Genomic DNA, 19,149 nt, shown 5'->3' on the forward strand with positions numbered 1-19,149 from the left:
ACCCCCACGCCAGTCACCCTCACAACCAAACAAAGAACACCAAAAGAAGTGAGCAGGGTATGCGAACCCCCACAGACCCGCCCCACACGGCAGTACAGCTGGCGGCAGAGCTGCGGCTGCCGACGAACTGGCTCGACTACACGATCCTCGGCATCTACTTCGTCGTGGTCCTGGGCATCGGCTTCGCCGCTCGCAGATCGGTGAAGACCAGCCTCGACTTCTTCCTCTCCGGACGCTCCCTGCCCGCCTGGATCACGGGCCTCGCGTTCGTATCGGCCAACCTGGCCGCCACCGAGATCCTGGGCATGGCCGCGAACAGCGCGCAGTACGGCGCGTACACCGTCCACTGGTACTGGATCGGCGCCATCCCGGCGATGGTCTTCCTGGGCCTGGTGATGATGCCGTTCTACTACGGCAGCAAGGTCCGCTCCGTGCCCGAGTTCCTGCTGCTGCGCTTCGACCGGGGCGCCCACCTGCTCAGCTCGGCCCTGTTCGCCTTCGCGGCGATCCTGATCTCCGGCGTGAACCTGTACGCCCTCGCGATCGTCGTCGAGGCGCTGCTGGGCTGGCCGCAGTGGGTGGCGATCGTGGTCGCCGGCGCCTTCGTACTGGCCTACATCACGCTCGGCGGCCTCTCCTCGGCGATCTACAACGAGGTCCTCCAGTTCTTCGTGATCCTGGCGGCGCTCATCCCGCTGTCGGTGCTCGGCCTGAAGAAGGTGGGCGGCTGGGACGGCCTGACCGACTCCCTGACCGCGTCCCACGGCGACGACTTCGTCACCGCCTGGGGCGGCACGGGCATCGGCAGCGACAACCCGCTCGGCGCGAACTGGCTGACCATCGTGCTGGGCCTCGGCTTCGTCCTCTCCTTCGGCTACTGGACGACGAACTTCGCCGAGGTCCAGCGCGCCCTGTCGGCGAAGAACCTGTCGGCGGCCCAGCGCACCCCGCTCATCGCCGCGTTCCCGAAGATCTTCATCGTCTTCCTGGTCATGATCCCGGGCCTGGTGGCGGCGGTGCTGGTGCCGAAGATCGGCACGGCCGACTCCGACCTCCAGTACAACGACGCGATCCCGTACCTCATGCAGGAGCTGCTGCCCAACGGCGTGCTGGGCATCGCGGTGACGGGTCTGCTGGCGGCGTTCATGGCGGGCATGGCGGCGAACGTCTCGTCGTTCAACACGGTGTTCACGACCGACATCTGGGCGAAGTACGTGGTGCGGGGCCGGGAGGACGCCTACTACGTCCGCTTCGGCCGTCTCATCACCGCCATCGGGGTGGCCGCCTCGGTGGGCACGGCGTTCCTCGCCTCGTCCTTCTCGAACATCATGAGCTACCTCCAGACGCTGTTCTCCTTCTTCAACGTCCCGATGTTCGTCGTCTTCATCGTCGGCATGTTCTGGAAGCGGGCGTCGAAGAAGTCGGGCTTCTGGGGCCTGCTGGCGGGCACCACGGCGGCGATGGTCAACTACTTCGTCCTGTACAAGCAGGACGTCATCGGCATCCCCACCGACCAGGGCGCGAACTTCGTCTCCGCGATCGCGGGCTTCGTCGCGGGCGCGGTGGTCATGGTGGCGGTGTCCCTCTTCACGGCGCCCAAGCCGGCCGAGGAGCTCCAGGGGCTGGTGTACGGCACCGTCTCCCCCGGCATGACCGAGCCGCCGGCGGCGGGCGACGACGCGTGGTACCGGCGCCCGGCTCTGCTGGGCTGGAGCGCGATCATCCTGGCCGCCGCCTGCTACATCCCGTTCTCGTTCTGAGCCCGGTCGCGAATACCGCGGGAGACTGGAGAGACCATGTCCGACCAATTCGAACCCTCCAAGCCCTCCGAACCCTCCGAACACCCCGAGGCGGCCGAGCGGCTGCGGCGGGCGGGGTACTCCGAGGCCGACGTCCAGCGTGAGGTCACGGAACTCGAGGAGAAGTCCGCGACCGCCGCCCGCATCTTCGACCTGCGCCGCATCATCGGCGGCCTGTTCGTCGTCTACGGCGTGATCGTCACGATCGCCGGCATCACGGACGGCGACGCGGAGATCGACAAGGCCCAGGGGATCAACATCAACCTGTGGACCGGCCTGGCCATGCTGGCCCTCGGCATCTTCTTCCTGGTGTGGCTGAAGCTGAGGCCCGTGGCGCCGGTCACCGCGACGCTGCCGCCGGAGGCGGTGGAGGGGAAGCCGCCACGGGGCGAGTAGCGGCTGGGGCCGTGCGGGTGAGCAGGCTCCGGGACCCGAGGCCTCGGGTCCCGGAGCCGCTCGGTCCGTCTACTCGTGGTCGGCGACGTTCGCGTTGATGGCGTCGTCCCCGTTGTTGCAGATCTGCTGCGTCGCGTCCTGGTTCGACGAGAGGCCGCCGAGCAGCGGGAGGTTCAGGTTCGGGATGTTGATGAGACCGAACGAGATGTTCTCCACGTGGTTGGAGCACTCCCTGGAGTCCCCGTCCGCGCCGTGGACGGCGGCGGAGGCGAACCCGGCGCCGGCCATGCCGAGGCTCCCGATCATGGCGGCCACGAGAGCGGTGTTGCGGAGCTTGCGCATTGCATACCCTTTTCCGTCTGGATGGCGTGCCTCGCGACAGAGCGAGACGTTACGGTTACGCACCGTATGTCGTGATTATCCACTTTGCATCACGGACTGAGCCTTATGCCGCCGCCGGCTCGCACACGCGAGCTTGCCCCGGCGCCCCGTCCGGGACAGCGGCTGCCGTGCCGGAGATCCGAACAGGCCCGGACGAGGGCCAGGCCGCGCCCGCTCTCCGCGTCGGCCAGGTCCCCCAGCCGTCCCGGCGGCTCGGGCGGCCCGGGGCCGCGTCCCAGGCGCCGACCTGGAGGACGACGCCCCGGAAACGGAGGCACGGACAGGTGGGCCCCCTTGATGTGCGGTACGGCGTCGGAGACCAGCTCCGAGGCGAGCAGCTCCGCGGTGTCCACGAGGTGGAGAGGCCGGAGGCTCGATGATGAATCCGGGCGGTCCGGTACCCAATTCGACACCGGTCTACGGGGAAGGCGCGACCGGCACCGCGTTCATCCACGCCGAAGCCCAACTCACCACGCTTCGAACGCTGTCCGTGAGGTCTGACCGTCTCCCCGGCATGAAGGCGGCCCGAATCACTGCCAGAAGATCTCCTCCGCGACGACCTGAGGATCCTGGACACGGGGAATGAACGTGTACCGCAGCCAGCCGTGCCCGTGGTCGAAGAAGAAGACGCGAGGGCCTTTGGGATCGCTGGACCGTACCGGCCGGACCTTCATGCCGTCCGGAACGTCCACGTCGGCGTCGACGCCGCGGAAGTAGGGGTCCTTGGCCGTGACCAGTTCGGCGCGCACGGAGTCGACCATTTTCCGCACGTGCTCGGGCAACCCGTCACGGGCGGCCTGCGCCTTGAGCGTCCAGTCCATCTGCCAGGGCGGGCCCATGAACTCGTCGGTCACTGGCCGGGCTCCAGTCGTTGGACCCGGTGGCGGATGTGGGACACCTCTTCGAGGCACGCCTTGGCCTCGGCAAGCTCGGTGGATTCGGCCGCGCGGCGTTCGAGGCCGCTCACGTGGGCGTCGAGTTTCGGATCACGGGCGATCGCGTACTCACCCCACCAGCGGGCCATGAACGCAGGCACGGTACTTATGTCGTACGCATCGGCGACAGCCCACTTCCAGTGCTCGTCGAAATCGGGAAGCAGCTGGGGGGTGTTCTGCATGATGGCCTCGCGCAGCGCCTTCGGGGTCCGCTCGGGCATGGGCGGGACGACCGGTGCGGGTTCTGCGGCATGGGCGGTCATGACCGATGTACTCCTTTGTGCTCCTTTGGCGCGCCGTACCTACGACGATAGCCCGCGACAGTGAAGGAAACGCCGGCAATCCCGCCGGCCTGCCCCAAGGATCACGCGGCGGACGGTCACCCGGCTCCGACGAGGATTCCCACGTCCCGTGCCACCCAGCAGTAGACCCCCTCGTTCCGGTCTCGGGCACCGGCGGCGAGAGCAGCCAGATCACCCACGATCGCTTCGGCAGTCTCCGTGTCGATGACCTCGCCGCCCCCGCGCGCTGCTCGACCCATGACACCGCGACGTCACGCAGCCGGGAGCGCTCGGCGTCGGCGAGTGCAGCGGACAGGCGAGGCGAGATCGCGTGATGACGCAGCCGTCATCACTCACCGCCTCCCCCGCACCAGTGACCCCTCACCCCGCGAGAGCGACACCCCGGGCACGGCCCTCGGCGCCGTGCCCGTCGCTCTCGCTCGCCTCCTGGCAGGGATACGCGCCGGACCCACCCCTCAGCGGACGACGTCGAAGACGTTCTTCTGAAGGCCGTTGGCGTACGCCTCGTGCTCGACGAGCTTCAGCTTCTGCGTGTCCTTGTCCGTGGCGCTGAAGAGCCGCTTGCCCGCGCCGAGCAGGAGCGGGAAGACGAGCAGGTGGTAGCGGTCGATCAGGCCGGCGTCCGAGAGGGCCTGGTTCAGGGAGGCGCTGCCGTGGACGATGATCGGGCCGCCCTCGGTCTCCTTCAGCGCGGCGACGTCGTCGAGCGAGCGCAGGATCGTCGTCTCGCCCCAGTTCGGCACCAGGGCGTCCTCGGTGAGGGTGGTGGAGACGACGTACTTCGGCATCACCTTGTAGTCGGCGAAGTCCGCCATGTCGGGCCACACGGGGCTGAACGCCTCGTAGCTGGTCCGGCCCAGCAGCATCGCGGTGGCTTCGGTCTGCTCCCGGCCCTTGATCTCGAAGGCCTCGGGCAGGAACTCGATGTCCTTGAAGGTCCATCCGGCGTTCCGGTAGCCGGGCTCGCCGCCCGGGGCCTCCACGACGCCGTCGAGCGAGATGAAGGCGGTGCTGATCAGGGTGCGCATCTGAGGTTCCTCGGGGTGTCGGGGCCGGTTCAGTCATGAGCTTCGACCAGGAGATGCGGCGAAACTCATCGCCGTTGCGTCAGTGCTCTGCGCCATGGCCGGCGATGTCGCCGCTGCGGGCCGCCGCCACCAGGGCGATCGTCAGGGTCGCCGACCAGGTGAGGAAGTGGATCGACGGCGGGTAGCTCGCGAGGGTGTAGCCGTCTCCGGTCAGGGCGACGACGGAGAGTGCCGCGACCGGCAGCCCCGCGGTGAGTGCCGCCAGCAGGCCGCGCAGCGGGGCGCGGGTGATCAGTCGGCCGGGTGCGAGCGCCAGGGCGAGGCCGGTGGCCGTGCCCAGGGTGACGCCCACGGCCATGCTGCCCAGCACGGCGACCGCGCCCGCGCACGTCAGCGTCCACGCGCTCCCGTCGTGGCCGCCGATCAGGCAGACGAACGCCGCCACCAGGCACAGGGTGCCGACGATCCCCGCGGGCCAGGCGCCGATCAGCGCGCCGAGGCGTGCTCCCCGCCGGACCGTCGCTCGCAGCCTCATGCGGTCAGCCTCGCAGTTTCACCAACTGCGCGTCCAGGACCGTGGCCGGGATCGACGGGGCGCCGCTGAGATAGGCGATCGCGTTGCCCGAGCGGAGGATCACGGCCTTGGTCGGGGTCGCCTTGCCAGAGCGTGTCACCGTCGCGCCCACGCCCATCGCCTGGTCCACGCCCTCGGGGGCGAGTTCCGGGGCGACCTTGGCGACCTGGTGCTCCTTGCCGTCGACGGTGGCCGTGAAGCCGGCCGCGCACGCGTCGACGGCGGTGGCGATCGCGTCCATCGCCTGCTGGGCCCGGTCGGAGGCGTACTCGGCGAGGACGACGGTGACCTCGGCGCCCTCGCCGGACGCCTCGCGTACGACCGTGGTGACCGGCTTGCCGACGGCCGCGCCGGACAGGGCGTAGGCGAGCGGGGCGCAGGCGTCCTGCGTGACCCGCACCTTGCGGCGGCCGTCCGGCGTGGACACGGTGAAGCCGTTCGTGTCACGCGAGACCAGCGCCGCGCTGCCGAGGCCGCCGGCCCTCGCCGTGGCACCGGCCCGGGCGGTGGGCTTCAGCAGATTGTCCTCGCCGCCGGCGCCGCCGCTCGCGACGTCACAGCCGGTCAGCAGGGCGCACAGCACGACGGCAGCGGTTGCCGAACGCCGTCGCGTCATCCGAGTCTCCTTCGCTTCAGCCGTCTTCATCGCGGGCGTACGAGTCTTTGGTATTCCAGCGCCCACGCACCGGACCGCTTGCGGATCTCTCTGACGGCGCTCTCCTCGACAGGGCCGTCACCCGAGAGAATGCGTGCCGCCTCTTCCTGGCAGGTCTGCTCGAACTCGACGGCCTGCCGGGCCGGAGAAACGTTCTCCGCCAGACATTGCGCCGCACGCAGAGCGATTTCGGAGAAATCCGTCCCGGTCGCCGTGCTCTGCGCCGCGGGCAGCGCCCGGAAAAGGTTCCTGACCAGCCGCGAGTAATCGGCTACGAATTCACGTGGCAGCAACGCGGGCGGAAACTCACCCGAGAGTTTCTCGTTCGCCGATGCCGCGTCCGCCAGCACGCTCTCCCGCAGTTCATATCCGCGAAATACCCGCCAGATGGCGCTGACTCCCGCGTCGACCCGGTAGTAGAGCTGCTGGAGGCGTTCCTCGTCGGAAGCGACGACGAACACGGCCCCACCCACGCGAGCAGCCGTGGAACAGCCGAACAGCACCGCTTTCTCACCATTCAGGGACGGCATGGGAACAACTCACCTCCAGGACGATGGGGTTGTGCTCGAAGGAGACGCTCCGAGCACAACCCGCATCCTAGCTTCAGGGCCATTCAGCCGTCGTATCCGATGTGATCCTGGCTCCCACCCGTGAGAGGAAGTTCTGGCATGCGGGGCAGATCGGCCGGCTCACGACCAGAAGTCTCGGCTTGACCTGGAGAATTCCGGCCGCCTCGAAGAACATCTTGGTCTCCGCGTGCCAGAGGTGTTCCTTCGGCACGGTCTTCAACGGCTGCGGAACCCGAATGGCGAGCGTTCCGGCCCCGAGGTCCGGGAGCCGCTGCCACTGCCCCGCCGTCAGGTCCGCGCGAGCGCCCACCGCGACGATGTCCAGTCCCTGGGGATTGCCGGGAACGTCTGCGTGGAGAGCACCCATCGTGCGCCATCCCGCACCGGCTCCGGCCGCGTCCGTCATGTCGTCCACCATGTCGGTGAGGTGGTCGACGTCGGCGCCACCGGTACCGCAGTTGTGAACGAGGAGCGGTGTTCCGCCCGCCAGCACGTAGTAGGTGTGGAGTTCGCCGACCGTGAGGTTGTGCACCCTGGCCCGCTGCGTCGTCCAGCGCTCGACCGCCGAGACCTGGACGTACGTGCCGGCGCTGGTGCGCAGCCACTCGCCCGTCCGCAGGTCCGTGGCGTCGATCCAGTCGCCCAGCTCCGGGACCCAGAAGGGGTGGCCTTCGGTGGCCGTCACCTGGGCGGTCGTACCGTCACCGGTCGCGACGGTCACCTCGACCAGGTGCTTGACGCCCTCGCCGACGATCTCGCCGGTGACCGTCTCGGCGGTGGTCTCGCCCGTCTTCGGGTTCGTCGCCAGGACCTTGTCGCCGTTCTTGACGTCCTCGATCGGCTTGGTGGTGCCGTCGGCCATCAGGACCCGGGTACCGGGGAGGAAGCTGTTGTTGATCGGGCAGCTGGCGCCGGACGCACCGCTGTCGCCTCCGCCTCCCCCGGACGACTGCTTTCTCGCCTTCGCCTGCTGCGGCTTCGGTTCGACCTTCTTCGCGGCCGTCTTGCGGGCCTTCTGGATCGCGTTACCCGTCTTCTGCGCGGCCTTCTTGGCCTGCCGGGTAGCCGCTTCCTTGGCCTTCTTCCTCAGCTGTGCCGCCAGCGCGGCCGCCTTCTTCTTGGCCTCGGCCGCCTTGCGGGCCAGCTCGCGGGCCTTGCGGGCGAGCTCGATGACCTTGCGGGCCTTCTCCTTGGCCTTCATCAGCGCGTTGATCGCCTTGGCGATCCGGGCTGCGGCCTTGGCGATACCGAAGGCCTTGTACGCCTTCGTCCACGGGATGGCGTTGAGGAAGAGCTCGCCGCACGCCCAGACATCGCCCCGGGAGAAGCAGCCCACCACGCTGTCCCAGCCGACGAACTCCTTCAGAGCCGCCCACCCGATGGACAGGATCACGTCCGCCACCGTCGTGCCCAGCGTCTTCTTCGCCGACGCCTCGTCCGACGCCGAGGGGCCTCCGTACTCCGAGCTGCCGCCCTCCGACGCGAGACCCGACGGGTCGCTGAAGGTGACCGGGTTGCTCTCGCAGTACACGTAGCCGTTCATCTGTACCGGATCGGCCAGGTCCAGGACCGGGTCCGGGGAGAGGAAGCGGCCCGTGTCCGGGTCGTACTCCCGCGCACCCAGGTGGACCAGACCGCTCCCGGCGTCCTCACCGCCGCCGAGGTAGCCCTGGTGGGAGCGCCAGGTCCCCGGCTCCGACCGCTCCACGCCGAACGGGTCGGTCTTTGAGAACTTGACCTTGTTGCCCGACGTCAGCGCCACGTTGGCGTACGCCGTGCCGTTCTGGTCGGCGATCTGCACGGACAGTTCCGCCGTGCCGGTGCCCTGCGCGTGGCGCATCACGGTCGGCGCGCCCGGCTGGGAGTAGTAGCGCTCGGTGTAGGCGGGACCGCCGGCCGCATTGACGGAGATCGTCGACTCTCCGAGGTACAGGGTGCGCTCGGTCGCGGAGATCGCCATCAGGCGCTCGCCGTCACCGCCGTAGACGTACTTCGTCTCCTTGTCCGGCACCCACTGCTGGTTCGCGGCGGTACCGCAGGTGTTCAGCTGCAGGTCGGTGCTGTCGGCCGAGTTGGAGCTCGGGACGTCCAGGCACTTGCCCGACGAGACGTGCTTCAGGGTGCCGGTGGACGTCGCCGTCCACTGCTGGCCGGTAGCGCCGGTGCAGTCCGCGATGACGACCAGCGTGCCGTTCGCCGTACCGCCGTCCTTCGGGACCACGCACTTGCCCAGGGCCTTCAGCGCGCCCGTCGACGGATCCGCCGAGGAAGTCGGGGCGATGCGCAGCTTCTGCGCCTTGGAGCCGTTGCAGGTGTACAGCTGGAGCGGCGTACCGGCCGTGGTCAGACCGCCAGCCAGGTCCAGGCACTTGTTCGCCAGTCCCTTCCACGCGCCGGAACCGTTCTCACCGAAGCCGGTGACCTTCTCGACCTGGCCGTCCCAGGTCCAGGTCAGTGCCTGCTCCGAGCCGTCGTACGTGCGCGTGAGCGTGTTGCCCGCGTCGTCGTAGGTGAGGCTCGTGGCCTTGGTGACCTGTGCGCCCGAGTCCGCCTTGTACGTGGACGACGTACCCGTCAGGGTGTGCGGCTGGGTGCCGTCCGCCTTGCCGTACGTGTAGTCGGTCGTGGCGTCCTTGGTGGTGTCCAGGCCCGGGTCGTGCTCGACGAGCTTCTTCCGGTTGCCCATCGCGTCGTACGTATACGACTGCCAGTAACCGCTGTTCGCCGCCGTGACGTTGGTGGTGCCGTCCGAGTACTTCGCGGCCGCCGTCGTCTTGCCCGTCGCCGTGCAGGACGTGGGTGCCGTCCACGCCTCGCTCAGCTGGCCCAGCGCATCGTAGGTGAAGCACTGACGGTCGGTCGTCGAGTTCGCGGTGTCCGCGATCGACGTGACGTTGCCTGCCGAGTCGTAGGCGTAGCTGCGGGAGTTGACACGGTGACCGGTGACGGCCGTGGTGTCGCTGGTCGACTCACGGTCGACGATGCTCTGGGTCAGCTCACCCGTCGCCTCGTCGTACAGGTTCGTGGTCCACACCCGGTTGGGGTTCTCGCCGCTGGCCGTGCGCAGGACCTGGCCGTACGGGGAGTAGGAGGTCTGCGCGGTGTACCAAGCGAGACCCGAGGTGGAGACCGGCATGCCGTCTTCGTTGTAGCGGATCACCAGCCGCTCGGCGGGCAGGGTGCCCACCGACGGCAGGTTGACCGCCTCCATGACGCCCGACTCCGAGTACTCGAAGCTGTAGGAATACTCCTTCTGGAGGCCGTAGGAGAGCGCCACCGACTCGGGGATGGAGATCTTCTGTCCGGTCGGCTGGTAGTCGGCCGTGAAGCCGCTCACCGCCGTGGTGTACGCCAGCCCGTCCGTGTAGCGGGTCTGCGAGGTGGCCAGCCCGACGCCGCCGATCAGCGTGTCGTACGTGGTCTTCATCAGGAGGGTTCCGGTGGCGGAGTCCTCGCGCTGCTCGGTCGGCCGGGACAGCTTGTCGTAGACCGTGTAGACGGCCGCGTTCTCGTCCGTGACCAGTTCCGGCCGGTCCAGGACGTCGTACCGGGTCGTGGTCGTGCCCGTGTCCGGGTCGACCGCTTCGGTCATCCGGCCCCGGGCGTCGTACTTCCAGGTCCAGACGTTGTCCTCGGAGTCCTGCACCTTCACGCGGTCGCCGCGCTCGTCGTACGTGTACCTCGTCGAGCGGTACGCCGCGCGCAGCGCGTCCGTGTACGTGTCGACGCGGACCGTGCGGCCCATCGCGTCGGACCAGGTGCGCTGGGCGGCGGCGCCGGTCGGGTTGATCACCGTGGAGCTGTCGAGGCCGTACTCGTAGCGGCTCGCCTTCGCCGGGACCTCGGTGCCGTTGAGGTACGGGGTCTCGGTGAGGGTGCGGCCCAGGCCGTCGTACGCGTACAGCGTCGCGTTGGGGACCTGGTAGTCCGAGTCCAGCTCGAACAGGACGGTGGAGGGGTCGTCCTTGTCGTAGTAGGCGTTGTTGGTCTGCCGGATCGTGCCGTTGGCGCCGTACAGGGTGTCCGTGATGAGGCGTCCGCCGCCGACCGCCGGTTCCTGCTTCTGGCGTTCGCGGCCGAGACCGTCGTAGATGACGGTGGAGACGCCGTAGTCGCCGTTGTCGGTGAGCGACTCGGTCGTGATCGAGACCGGCTGGCCGATCGTCGTGTCGTAGGTGATCTTCGCCGACGGCGACTCGGAGGTCTCGCGGCTCGGGTTCCAGACCTGGGTGGCGCGGCCGAGGGCGTCGTACGTGTAGGTGGTGACCCGTCCGTTGACGTCCTGGTCGGTCAGGGCGACCCCGCGGCCGGGCTCCAGCGTGCTGGTCTCGCTCTGGTTCAGCACGTTGGTGGTGGTGATCTGGAAGACCTGGCCCTTGTCCGGGACGTAGGTCGTGACGTCCTTCGCGGTGTCGCCGTTCGCGATGGCCAGGGCGTTCCTCGTGGACGTCGTGCGGCCGTAGCCGTCGTACGTGACCTCGCCGTCCTTGACCCAGCCGCCGCCGGTGCCGGTGATCGCCCAGGTGGTGGTGGCGTTGCCGGTGGTGGGAGCGGCGTCGTAGGCCTGGCCGTCGTAGGCGACGCGGGAGCCGTCGATCCAGTCGGCGGCGGTCGCCGTGGCCGCCTGCGCGCAGGTGCCGGCGGTGGTGAGGGTCTGCCGGTCCAGGCCGATGAGGTGCTTGGCGGTGTTGTGGACGTACGACATGACCGTGCAGGTGTCGTCGTCCGCGTTGTCGAGGGCGGGGTCCGACGACCAGTCGTTGTACTCGGCGACCTGCGTCGGCAGACCGTAGGTGTCCTCGTACTCGGTGACGGTGCGCAGGACGCGCACGGTGCGCTTGTCGTCGCCGGTGCCGGAGGAGCGGGTGTAGGTGAGGGACTCGGGGGTGAGGACGCGCCAGGCCTTGAGGGCCGGGATGCCGCCGGTGCGGGCGCGGGAGGCCAGTTTCACGGCCTTCGGCTTGTCGACGGTCCTGGTCAGCCAGGTGTCGGCGGTCGCCGAGGCGTAGGTGAGCGACTCCGCGACGCGGCCGGCGAACGGCTCCTCGTCCGTGGCGATGGTGACGCCCTCGGAGTCCTTCACGGTGACCGAGCGGGTGCCGCCGCCCGAGAGCGGGTCACCGTCCATGCCCCGGAAGAAGCGGGTCTCCGTCATGCCGCGCTTGGTGGACACGTACGCGGCGTCGCTGTCGGCGCCCGTGTAGGTGCGTACGCGGGCGAAGCCGCGCCACTGGTCCCAGGTGCGGGTCTTCTTCTTGGAGAACTCCGCCTGGTTCAGGGCCCAGGCCGCGTCACCGAGGTAGTCGTAGGTGGTCGTGATCGCCTCGGCGCCGGTGAGGGCGGGGAGTTCCTGGACCGACTCGACGACGTACTTGTTGAACCAGTCGGTGGTCTCGACGTCCGGGTCGGCGTTCCAGAACACCGGGAAGCACAGGCCGGTGTTGGCGTCCGGGGCGGGGAAGCCGCTGCCCGTCCTGCACGCGCCCGACGGGGCCTTGTAGGTGACGACGGTCTCGCCGCCGTACTCGCTGACGACGCGCGCGATCCGCAGCCGGTCGAAGGCCGGGTTCGGGTCGTTCGCGCCCTCCTTGACCCGGTTGGGCATCGGCAGGCTGTTGGCGAGGAACTGCACCGGGTTGAGGGTGAGCGACTCGCCCTCGGTGTCGTAGCCGGTACGGGTGATCGACTCCAGCCACAGGGCGGTGCCCTCGTCGGTGAGGTCGGCGGGCAGGGACTGCTGGAGCGTCCAGCTGTCCACCTTCGACAGGGCGGTGGAGCCCTGGGTGCGCTGCGTCCACGTGGTCACCTGGGCCAGCCGCTTGCGCGACCAGAAGGTGGGGACGGGGACGTAGCACTCCTTGCCGGCGGCGCAGTACAGGTCGGCCGGGGTGTCGTACCAGATGCGGTTCTTCGCGAAGTCGCCGGAGGCGAAGTTGTCGTTCTCGTCGCCCTCCACCGTGCAGGCGAGTTCGCCCTCCTTGAAGCAGCGCTCGTCGACGTCGAAGGTGACCTTGGAGATCGGGGTCGCGTAGGGGTCGGCCGTGGTGAGGCCGTACTCGATGCGCTTGAGGTAGCCGCCGCGGTCGTAGGAGACGGGCGTCTTGTACTTGTTGTTCTTCGCGTAGTGGTTGGTCTCCTTGGCCCACCACAGCGTCATCGCGTTGTTGTTGGCGTCGACGACGTAGTCGAGGTTCCAGCGCCAGGCCTGGTTGCAGAAGGACCCCGCGAAGTCCCCCGCCTTGTAGCAGGGTTCGCCGGACTGGTTGCCCGCGACGGGCGCGGTGAGGACCGAGTTCGTCACCGGGTCGCCGCTCGCCCAGTCGTCGGCCAGCTTGTGCTTGCCGAAGTAGTACTGGGTGCCGTCGCGGGTGGTGACGCGCCAGTACTCGCCGTCGGCGTCGCCGTTGTCCAGGGTGGTGTCCCGCAGCAGTTCGACGCGTGAGCCGTCGTCGTTCGCGGTGACCCACTTGTCGCCGTAAGGGCTGCTCGCGCTGTCGGGCAGGACCAGCTCGGTCGTCGTGCCGCCGAGCGTGAGCGTGGCGTTGTACGAGCCGAAGCAGAGGTCGCTGGTCTTCTTGGTGTTGTTGCCGTTCGCCTGGTCGTCGCGGCAGGAGGCGTATGTGCGGGTGATGGAGCCCGCGTTGTACTCCCAGCCGTCGCCGACCCAGGAGGGCTGGTTGTTGGAGGCGGAGGTCCGGCCGTCCACGCCCTGCGAGTTGTAGCCGAAGGACACCGACGGCGAGGGGCCGCCGGGGACGCTCGGGGTCTGGAGGCTGTACGAGTAGGTGAAGCCGCCCGAGTTGCCTCCGGCCGACCAGGAACCGGCGCTGACCAGCGGCGTCGCGCCGAAGTCGCCCTTGGAGCCGGAGCCGGAGTCGGTGGCGAGGAGGACGGAGGAGCCGGAGCCTTCGGCGGTCGCGGCGGCGAGGGTGGCCAGGCGGGCGCCGCCGTCGGTCTTCGACTCGCGGTACACGCCGTCCGTGACCGTGCCCGTGCCGGAGGCGGCGGCCGTGGACGCGGTCGAGGCGCTGGTGCCGCCGGCCGCGAGGACCTCGGTGTCGACGGTCGCCAGGATGCGGCGCTCGAACACCGCGTCGCCGTCGGCGTCGGTGCCCGTCTGCGCGACCACGTTGTCGGTGGAGACCTCGGTCGGCTCCGCGCAGCCCTCGGTGTCCGGGGTGGTCAGGAAGCACGCCGGGTACTGCACGAAGGACAGCCGGTCCGCCCAGTTCGCGCCGTACAGCTCGGAGAAGTCGCTGTAGTCCAGGGCGATCACGGCGTCGCCGGTCGCCTCGGCCGGCGGGGTGACCGTGAGGGCCACGCCCTCGATGGCCGTCGTGGCGAGCTCGCTCTGACCGGCGAGGGTGACCTGCCACTCGCCCTCCAGGGCCGTGGCCTCGGCCGCGGTGGCGTCCTCGGGGGCGCCGACCTCTACGGGGAGCGCGGTGCCGTCGGCCTGGGCCAGCGGGACCAGATCGCCGGGTGCGAGGCCGGTGAGGTCCTTCGTCGCGGTGCCGCCGACGGGGGCGGTGACCTGGCTCGGGTCGTACTCCAGGGGCTGCTCGGCCTCGGCGGTGGTCAGTTCGGCGAGATTGCCGCCTTCCTCGCCCTCCGCCTGCTCGACGTCCGGCAGGTCGACCAGGTCGACGCCGCTGCGGTCGTCACCCGGCGGCAGCGCGACGGCGGCGGGCGAGATGCCCACCACCAGCGCCACGGCGAGCGCACCGACCACACCGGCGCGCATCCGCGCCCGTCTGCGGCGTTCGGCTCGCGTGCTCACGCGCCACCCCCTGCCGCTCCATGACAGCGATCCCCACACAGCGACAGCCCCCGCGCCCACAGTTCCGGCCATTGATGAGCACGAATGCTCTGGCAAATGTTCATGGAAAGTCAACAGGCCCGAGAAGGGGCGTGATTTAGCTCACCGGAGAAATTCCGCAGTCCGAATAAAAAGATACGTGCACGGTTCAATCACTGAAAGACCGGGTCAAATACCGGTCAATGCGCTGCCACGTGTGCGTACATTGTGATCGTTTGGTGCAAGACGCCCGGGACGCGAACTCCCTGGTCAGCCCCACTGGTTAGACGTACGCGAGGACCGTGCCGTCTCACCCCCAAGGTCACGGAAAGGCAAAGGCGACCGGGTGGTGTGGCGCAATCTCCTTGGCATCGGCAATGCTCTGGTGCGCGCTTTCCGGGCGTGGAATGCGAAAAGCAGGCCCCCGGGTGCGGCATAGCTCATTCACAGAATCCCGGCCTGCCCGGGATTTCAGGGGGAGGGGGCGCAAGCCCATGGAACGTCGTCGCTTCGGCCTGCCCGCGTCCGGGCGCGGCCGGGCAGGGGTCGCCGCAGCCGTCGCCGGCGCGATCGGCGTCGGGCTGCTGGCCGTGCCGCTGTTCGACGACCCCGGCACCGCCGACGCCCCCGGGACGAAGAAGGCCGCCGCCCGTCCGCTGGACCAGGACACCGCGCAGGCGCAGGCCGTCGCGGCGGGCAAGCGCGTCGAGGTCACCGCGATGCGCGACGAGACGTCCACGACGTACGCGCGCCCCGACGGCAGCTTCGAGCTCGTCGCCCACGGGGCGCCGGTGCGGGCCCGGGTGAACGGGGTCTGGAAGCCCATCGACACGAGCCTGGCCCGGACCGCGGAGGGCTGGGCCGCCAGGGCCACCGTCGATCCCGTGGTGTTCTCCGCGGGCGGCAAGGGCAAGGGCCGCAAGGCCGGGGCGAGCGGCGCGAACAGCACGCACGGCCGCGGCGCCCCGGGCACCGACTCGGCGTCCACGGCCGTGCGGCCCGCCGTCTACACCGTCGCGCGCGCCGGCGACGCCGTACGGGTCGCCGACGCCACCGAGGGCTTCTCCGAGCTCGCCACCCTCACCAGCGGCGGCCACGAGATCACCCTGAGCTGGCCCGGCACCCTGCCCGAGCCCACGATCAGCGGGGCCAGCGCGCTGTACCGCGACGTCCTCGACGGCGTCGACCTGATGCTGACGGCCCAGGCCGGCGGCTTCAGCCACGTCCTCGTCGTGCACAGCGCCGAGGCCGCGGCCGACCCCGCGCTCACCCGGCTGTCCTACGGGCTCTCCTCCCCCGACCTGACCTTCCACCTCGACCCCGTCACGAAGATCGTCACCGGCACGGACCGCGACGGCCAGGAGATCGCCGTCTCCCCCACCCCCTACCTGTGGGACTCCGCCGGCACGTACGCGGTCACCGAGGGCGCCGACCCCGAGCCGGCCGAGGAGCCCGCCGAGCCGGCCCCGTCGTACTCCGAGGAACCCGGCGCACCGGTCGGCGAGGAGAGCACCGCTCCCGGGGACGGACAGGACACCGACGCGCCGGCCGCCGACCCGGCCGCGTTCCGCCGGGCGTCGTCCGCCGCGCTCACCGACGCCCAGGTGTTCGCCCTGCCGGGCCTCGCCGGCCCCGACCCGGGCACCCATCTGGCCGTCGCCGGGACCGGGCTGAGCGCCCCGGGCGCCGCCTCCACCGCCCTGTCGATCGTGCCGGACGCCGAGCTGCTCACGGACGCGGACACCGTCTACCCGGTCTTCGTCGACCCCACGATCTACGGCAAGACGAAGAACTGGACCACGGCCTACAAGAAGTACCCCAGCTCCAGCTTCTACGACGGCGCCAACTACAACAGCGGCACCACCGAGGCCCGCGTCGGCTTCGAGTCCACCACCTGGGGCCTGTCCCGCTCCTTCTTCAAGCTCGGCTGGTCCACGAGCATCAAGGGCGCCAGCGTCTCCTCGGCCTCCATCCGGCTGCGCGAGACCTACTCCTGGTCGTGCTCCGCACGCGAGACCCAGGTCTGGCTGACCTCCGGCATCTCCTCCAAGACCACCTGGAACAACCAGCCGGACTGGAAGTCGGAGATCGGCACCAAGTCCTTCGCGTACGGCTACAACTCCTCCTGCCCGGACTCCTACGTCAGCTACGACGCCAAGTCGGTCGCGCAGGACGCGGCGGACGGCGGCTGGTCCTCGATGACCATCGGACTGCGGGCCAGCACCGAGGACTCGGCGTACGCCTGGAAGAAGTTCCGCGCGGAGGGCGACAGCGCCCCCAAGCTCACCCTCGTCTACAACCGCAAGCCGAAGACGCCGAGTTCGGTCGTCCAGACGCCGGGCGGCACCTGCGACCGCACCACCCCGTACCTCCACATCGGCAAGCGCGACCTCGTGCTGTCGGCCGCCTCCTCCGACGCGGACGACACCTCCACCCGCCAGGACCTGAAGTACCTGGACTTCGAGCTGTGGCGGACCGGCTACGGCGACAGCAAGATCCTCGACAAGAACGTCACGGTCACCAGCGCGGGCAAGGCATCCGTCACGGTCGCCAAGTCGTCGTTCACCAACGGCTACCAGTACTCGTGGCGGGTGCGCGCGATCGACTCCAGCGGCGCCGCGTCACCGTACGCGCCGACCTCCGACCCGTACGTGTGCCGGTTCGTCTACGACAGCAGCGTGCCCAACGAGCCGCTGATCACCTCCACCGCCTTCCCGGCGGCGGACGAGGACGGTTCGGTCTGGTCGACGGTGAAGTTCGGCACGGCCGGCAGCTTCGCCTTCGCGCCGGACGAGGACACCGACGTCACCAAGTTCCAGTGGTCCTTCAACACCACGACCTACGCGAGCAGCAAGACCGTCACCGCGGGCGCGTCGACGACCGTTTCGCTGTCGCCGCCGCTGGCCGGCCCCAACGTGCTGTACGCGCGGGCCGTGGACAGTGCGGGCAATGTCTCGATCGGCACGAAGTACCTGTTCTACGTCACCCCGCGCGACACCGCCGACGAGCCGGGCGACACCACGGGTGACGGCACTCCCGACCTGTTCGCGATCAGCTCGGGCGGCAACCTGTGGATGTACCCGTCGTCGGCCGCCGGTGACCTGCACGTCGGCATGGAGGCCGCCCACGACAACGGCGTCGGCCTGCTCTCCGACCCGGACGAGGACGGCGTGGACCACGCGCCCGCCTACTGGACGGGCGCCGACGGCAGCACGGCGCTGATCACCCACGGCGGCGACGCGCTCGGCGCCGACGGCATCGGCGACGTCTTCGCCCGGATGCCCGACGGCAAGCTGTACGTCTATCCCGGCGACGGCTACGGCAGCGTCGACATCTCCCGGCGGACGACCCTCCGGCTGCCCTCGGGCTCCCCGGACCCGGCGACCTTCGACCAGATCATCGTGGGCGACTACGACGCGGACGGCCGCGTGGACCTGTTCGCCACCGCCACCGGCGGTGAACTGTGGGCCTTCGAGGGCTACACCGGCGCCACGTTCCTGACGGTCACCAAGATCGCCTCCACCGCCTGGCTGGATCGCGACCTCGTCTCGGTCGGCGACCACGACGCCGACGGCGCGCCCGACCTGCTGTGGCGCTCCGGCTCCTCCAGCCGTCTCTACCTGCGGTTCGGCGTCAAGGACGGCGCCGGCGGCTCCACCATCGCCTCCCTGTCGACGGCGGCGGCCTCCAAGACGGGCGCCGACGAGGTCTACGCCGAGGGCTGGTCGACCACTACGGTGCCCACGACCCACCTCTACGGCACCCCGGACGTCAACGCCGACGGCATCCCCGACATCTGGGCCCTGTCCAGCGCCGGAAGCATCTACTTCTACAAGGGCGGCGCCTCGGTGATCGGTACGGGCACGGCGGTGATCAGCGCGGACAGCGCGTGGGCGACGACGAAGCTCCGCTTCGGCTGAGCCCCCCGCGACACCCCGCCCGCCGACGGGACCCGGGGCCGCAGTTCGTCAGAACTGCGGCCCCGTACCCGTCTCCGTGTCCCGGGAGGTGTGCGGCAGCGGTCCCGCCCGGTCCAGCAGGCCCGTGCGGGCCGCGAGTGCCGCGGCCTCCAGGCGGGAGCCGACGCCCAGTTTCATCAGCACCCGCTGGACGTGCGTACGGGCGGTGGAGGGCGCGATGCCCATGCCGGCGGCGATCAGGCGGGTGTCCTCGCCGTCCGCGACCCGGACCAGGACCTCCACCTCGCGGGGCGTGAGCATCTGCAGCAGCCGCTGGCCCTCGTCGTCGGGCTGGGCCGCCGGGTTGAGGAGTTCGCTGAACGCGCCTTGCAGCAACGCCGGAGCCACCGCCGCCTCGCCCGCCCGCGCCTTCATGATGGCCCGCTCCACGCCCTCTATGCGCTCGTCATGGCGTACGTAGCCGGAGGCGCCGGCGGCGAAGGCGGCCGCGATGCCCCGGGGACTCGGTACCGGGCCCAGGACCAGGACCGCGACCTGCGGCCGCTCCCGCTTGATGCGGACCACCGGGTCGAAGATGCCCGGTTCGGCCGGGACCGCCGTGCCCAGCAGGCACACCTCCGGGGCGCGGGTGATCACCAGCTCGGCCGCGCCCGCGGCCGGTGCCGCCGCGGCGAGCACCCGGTGCCCCCGCAGTTTCAGCGCCGAGGCCAGTGCCTCGGCGAGCAGTCGGTGGTCGTCGACCACCATCAGCCGCACTCCCAACGAGCAACCCCCCAGTCCCCCCATGGATGC

Annotated in this window: 12 protein-coding genes; 3 read left to right on the top strand and 9 right to left on the bottom strand. The window is 69.8% G+C overall.

Going from position 1 to position 19,149, the window contains the following annotated elements; translation table 11 throughout:
* Positions 1-59 precede the first annotated feature (59 nt).
* Together QF030_RS18485 and QF030_RS18490 are read left to right on the top strand one after the other, a co-directional pair.
* Complete coding sequence (locus QF030_RS18485) at positions 60-1,760, top strand: sodium:solute symporter family protein (RefSeq protein ID WP_307163777.1); 1,701 nt, start codon at positions 60-62, stop codon at positions 1,758-1,760.
* 36 nt (positions 1,761-1,796) lie between these two features.
* Entirely contained in the window at positions 1,797-2,195 is a 399-nt protein-coding gene (locus tag QF030_RS18490; protein WP_307163778.1) for a hypothetical protein, read from the top strand.
* 69 nt (positions 2,196-2,264) lie between these two features.
* Here the strand turns inward: QF030_RS18490 and QF030_RS18495 are convergent, their stop codons facing one another.
* From QF030_RS18495 to QF030_RS18530, 8 genes are all read right to left on the bottom strand, one after another.
* Complete coding sequence (locus QF030_RS18495; protein ID WP_307163779.1) at positions 2,265-2,537, bottom strand: hypothetical protein; 273 nt, start codon at positions 2,535-2,537, stop codon at positions 2,265-2,267.
* Positions 2,538-3,106: 569 nt separating this feature from the next.
* On the bottom strand, positions 3,107-3,430 hold the full coding sequence (locus tag QF030_RS18500; RefSeq protein ID WP_307163780.1) for a hypothetical protein: 324 nt from the start codon (positions 3,428-3,430) through the stop codon (positions 3,107-3,109).
* Complete coding sequence (locus QF030_RS18505) at positions 3,427-3,774, bottom strand: hypothetical protein (RefSeq protein WP_307163781.1); 348 nt, start codon at positions 3,772-3,774, stop codon at positions 3,427-3,429. Before QF030_RS18505 ends, QF030_RS18500 begins: the two co-directional genes overlap by 4 nt.
* Before the next feature lie 494 nt (positions 3,775-4,268).
* Positions 4,269-4,841, bottom strand: a complete 573-nt coding sequence (locus QF030_RS18510) for a dihydrofolate reductase family protein (RefSeq protein WP_307163782.1) — start codon at positions 4,839-4,841, stop codon at positions 4,269-4,271.
* Positions 4,842-4,920: 79 nt separating this feature from the next.
* Positions 4,921-5,376 carry a hypothetical protein gene (locus QF030_RS18515; RefSeq protein WP_307163783.1) on the bottom strand — a complete coding sequence of 152 codons (456 nt, stop codon included), beginning with the start codon at positions 5,374-5,376 and terminating at the stop codon, positions 4,921-4,923.
* Positions 5,377-5,380: 4 nt separating this feature from the next.
* Positions 5,381-6,031, bottom strand: a complete 651-nt coding sequence (locus QF030_RS18520; RefSeq protein ID WP_307163784.1) for a hypothetical protein — start codon at positions 6,029-6,031, stop codon at positions 5,381-5,383.
* A gap of 26 nt (positions 6,032-6,057) precedes the next feature.
* Positions 6,058-6,600, bottom strand: a complete 543-nt coding sequence (locus QF030_RS18525; RefSeq protein WP_307163785.1) for a hypothetical protein — start codon at positions 6,598-6,600, stop codon at positions 6,058-6,060.
* Between the two features lie 73 nt (positions 6,601-6,673).
* Complete coding sequence (locus tag QF030_RS18530; RefSeq protein ID WP_444875799.1) at positions 6,674-14,383, bottom strand: ricin-type beta-trefoil lectin domain protein; 7,710 nt, start codon at positions 14,381-14,383, stop codon at positions 6,674-6,676.
* Positions 14,384-14,931: 548 nt separating this feature from the next.
* Here QF030_RS18530 and QF030_RS18535 point away from each other — a divergent pair.
* Positions 14,932-18,357 carry a DNRLRE domain-containing protein gene (locus QF030_RS18535; protein WP_307163787.1) on the top strand — a complete coding sequence of 1,142 codons (3,426 nt, stop codon included), beginning with the start codon at positions 14,932-14,934 and terminating at the stop codon, positions 18,355-18,357.
* 48 nt (positions 18,358-18,405) lie between these two features.
* Here the strand turns inward: QF030_RS18535 and QF030_RS18540 are convergent, their stop codons facing one another.
* Positions 18,406-19,119 carry a helix-turn-helix transcriptional regulator gene (locus tag QF030_RS18540; protein WP_307167612.1) on the bottom strand — a complete coding sequence of 238 codons (714 nt, stop codon included), beginning with the start codon at positions 19,117-19,119 and terminating at the stop codon, positions 18,406-18,408.
* Positions 19,120-19,149: the final 30 nt, after the last annotated feature.

It is taken from the genome of Streptomyces rishiriensis, from assembly GCF_030815485.1.
GTDB classification, from domain to species: Bacteria; Actinomycetota; Actinomycetes; order Streptomycetales; family Streptomycetaceae; genus Streptomyces; species Streptomyces rishiriensis_A.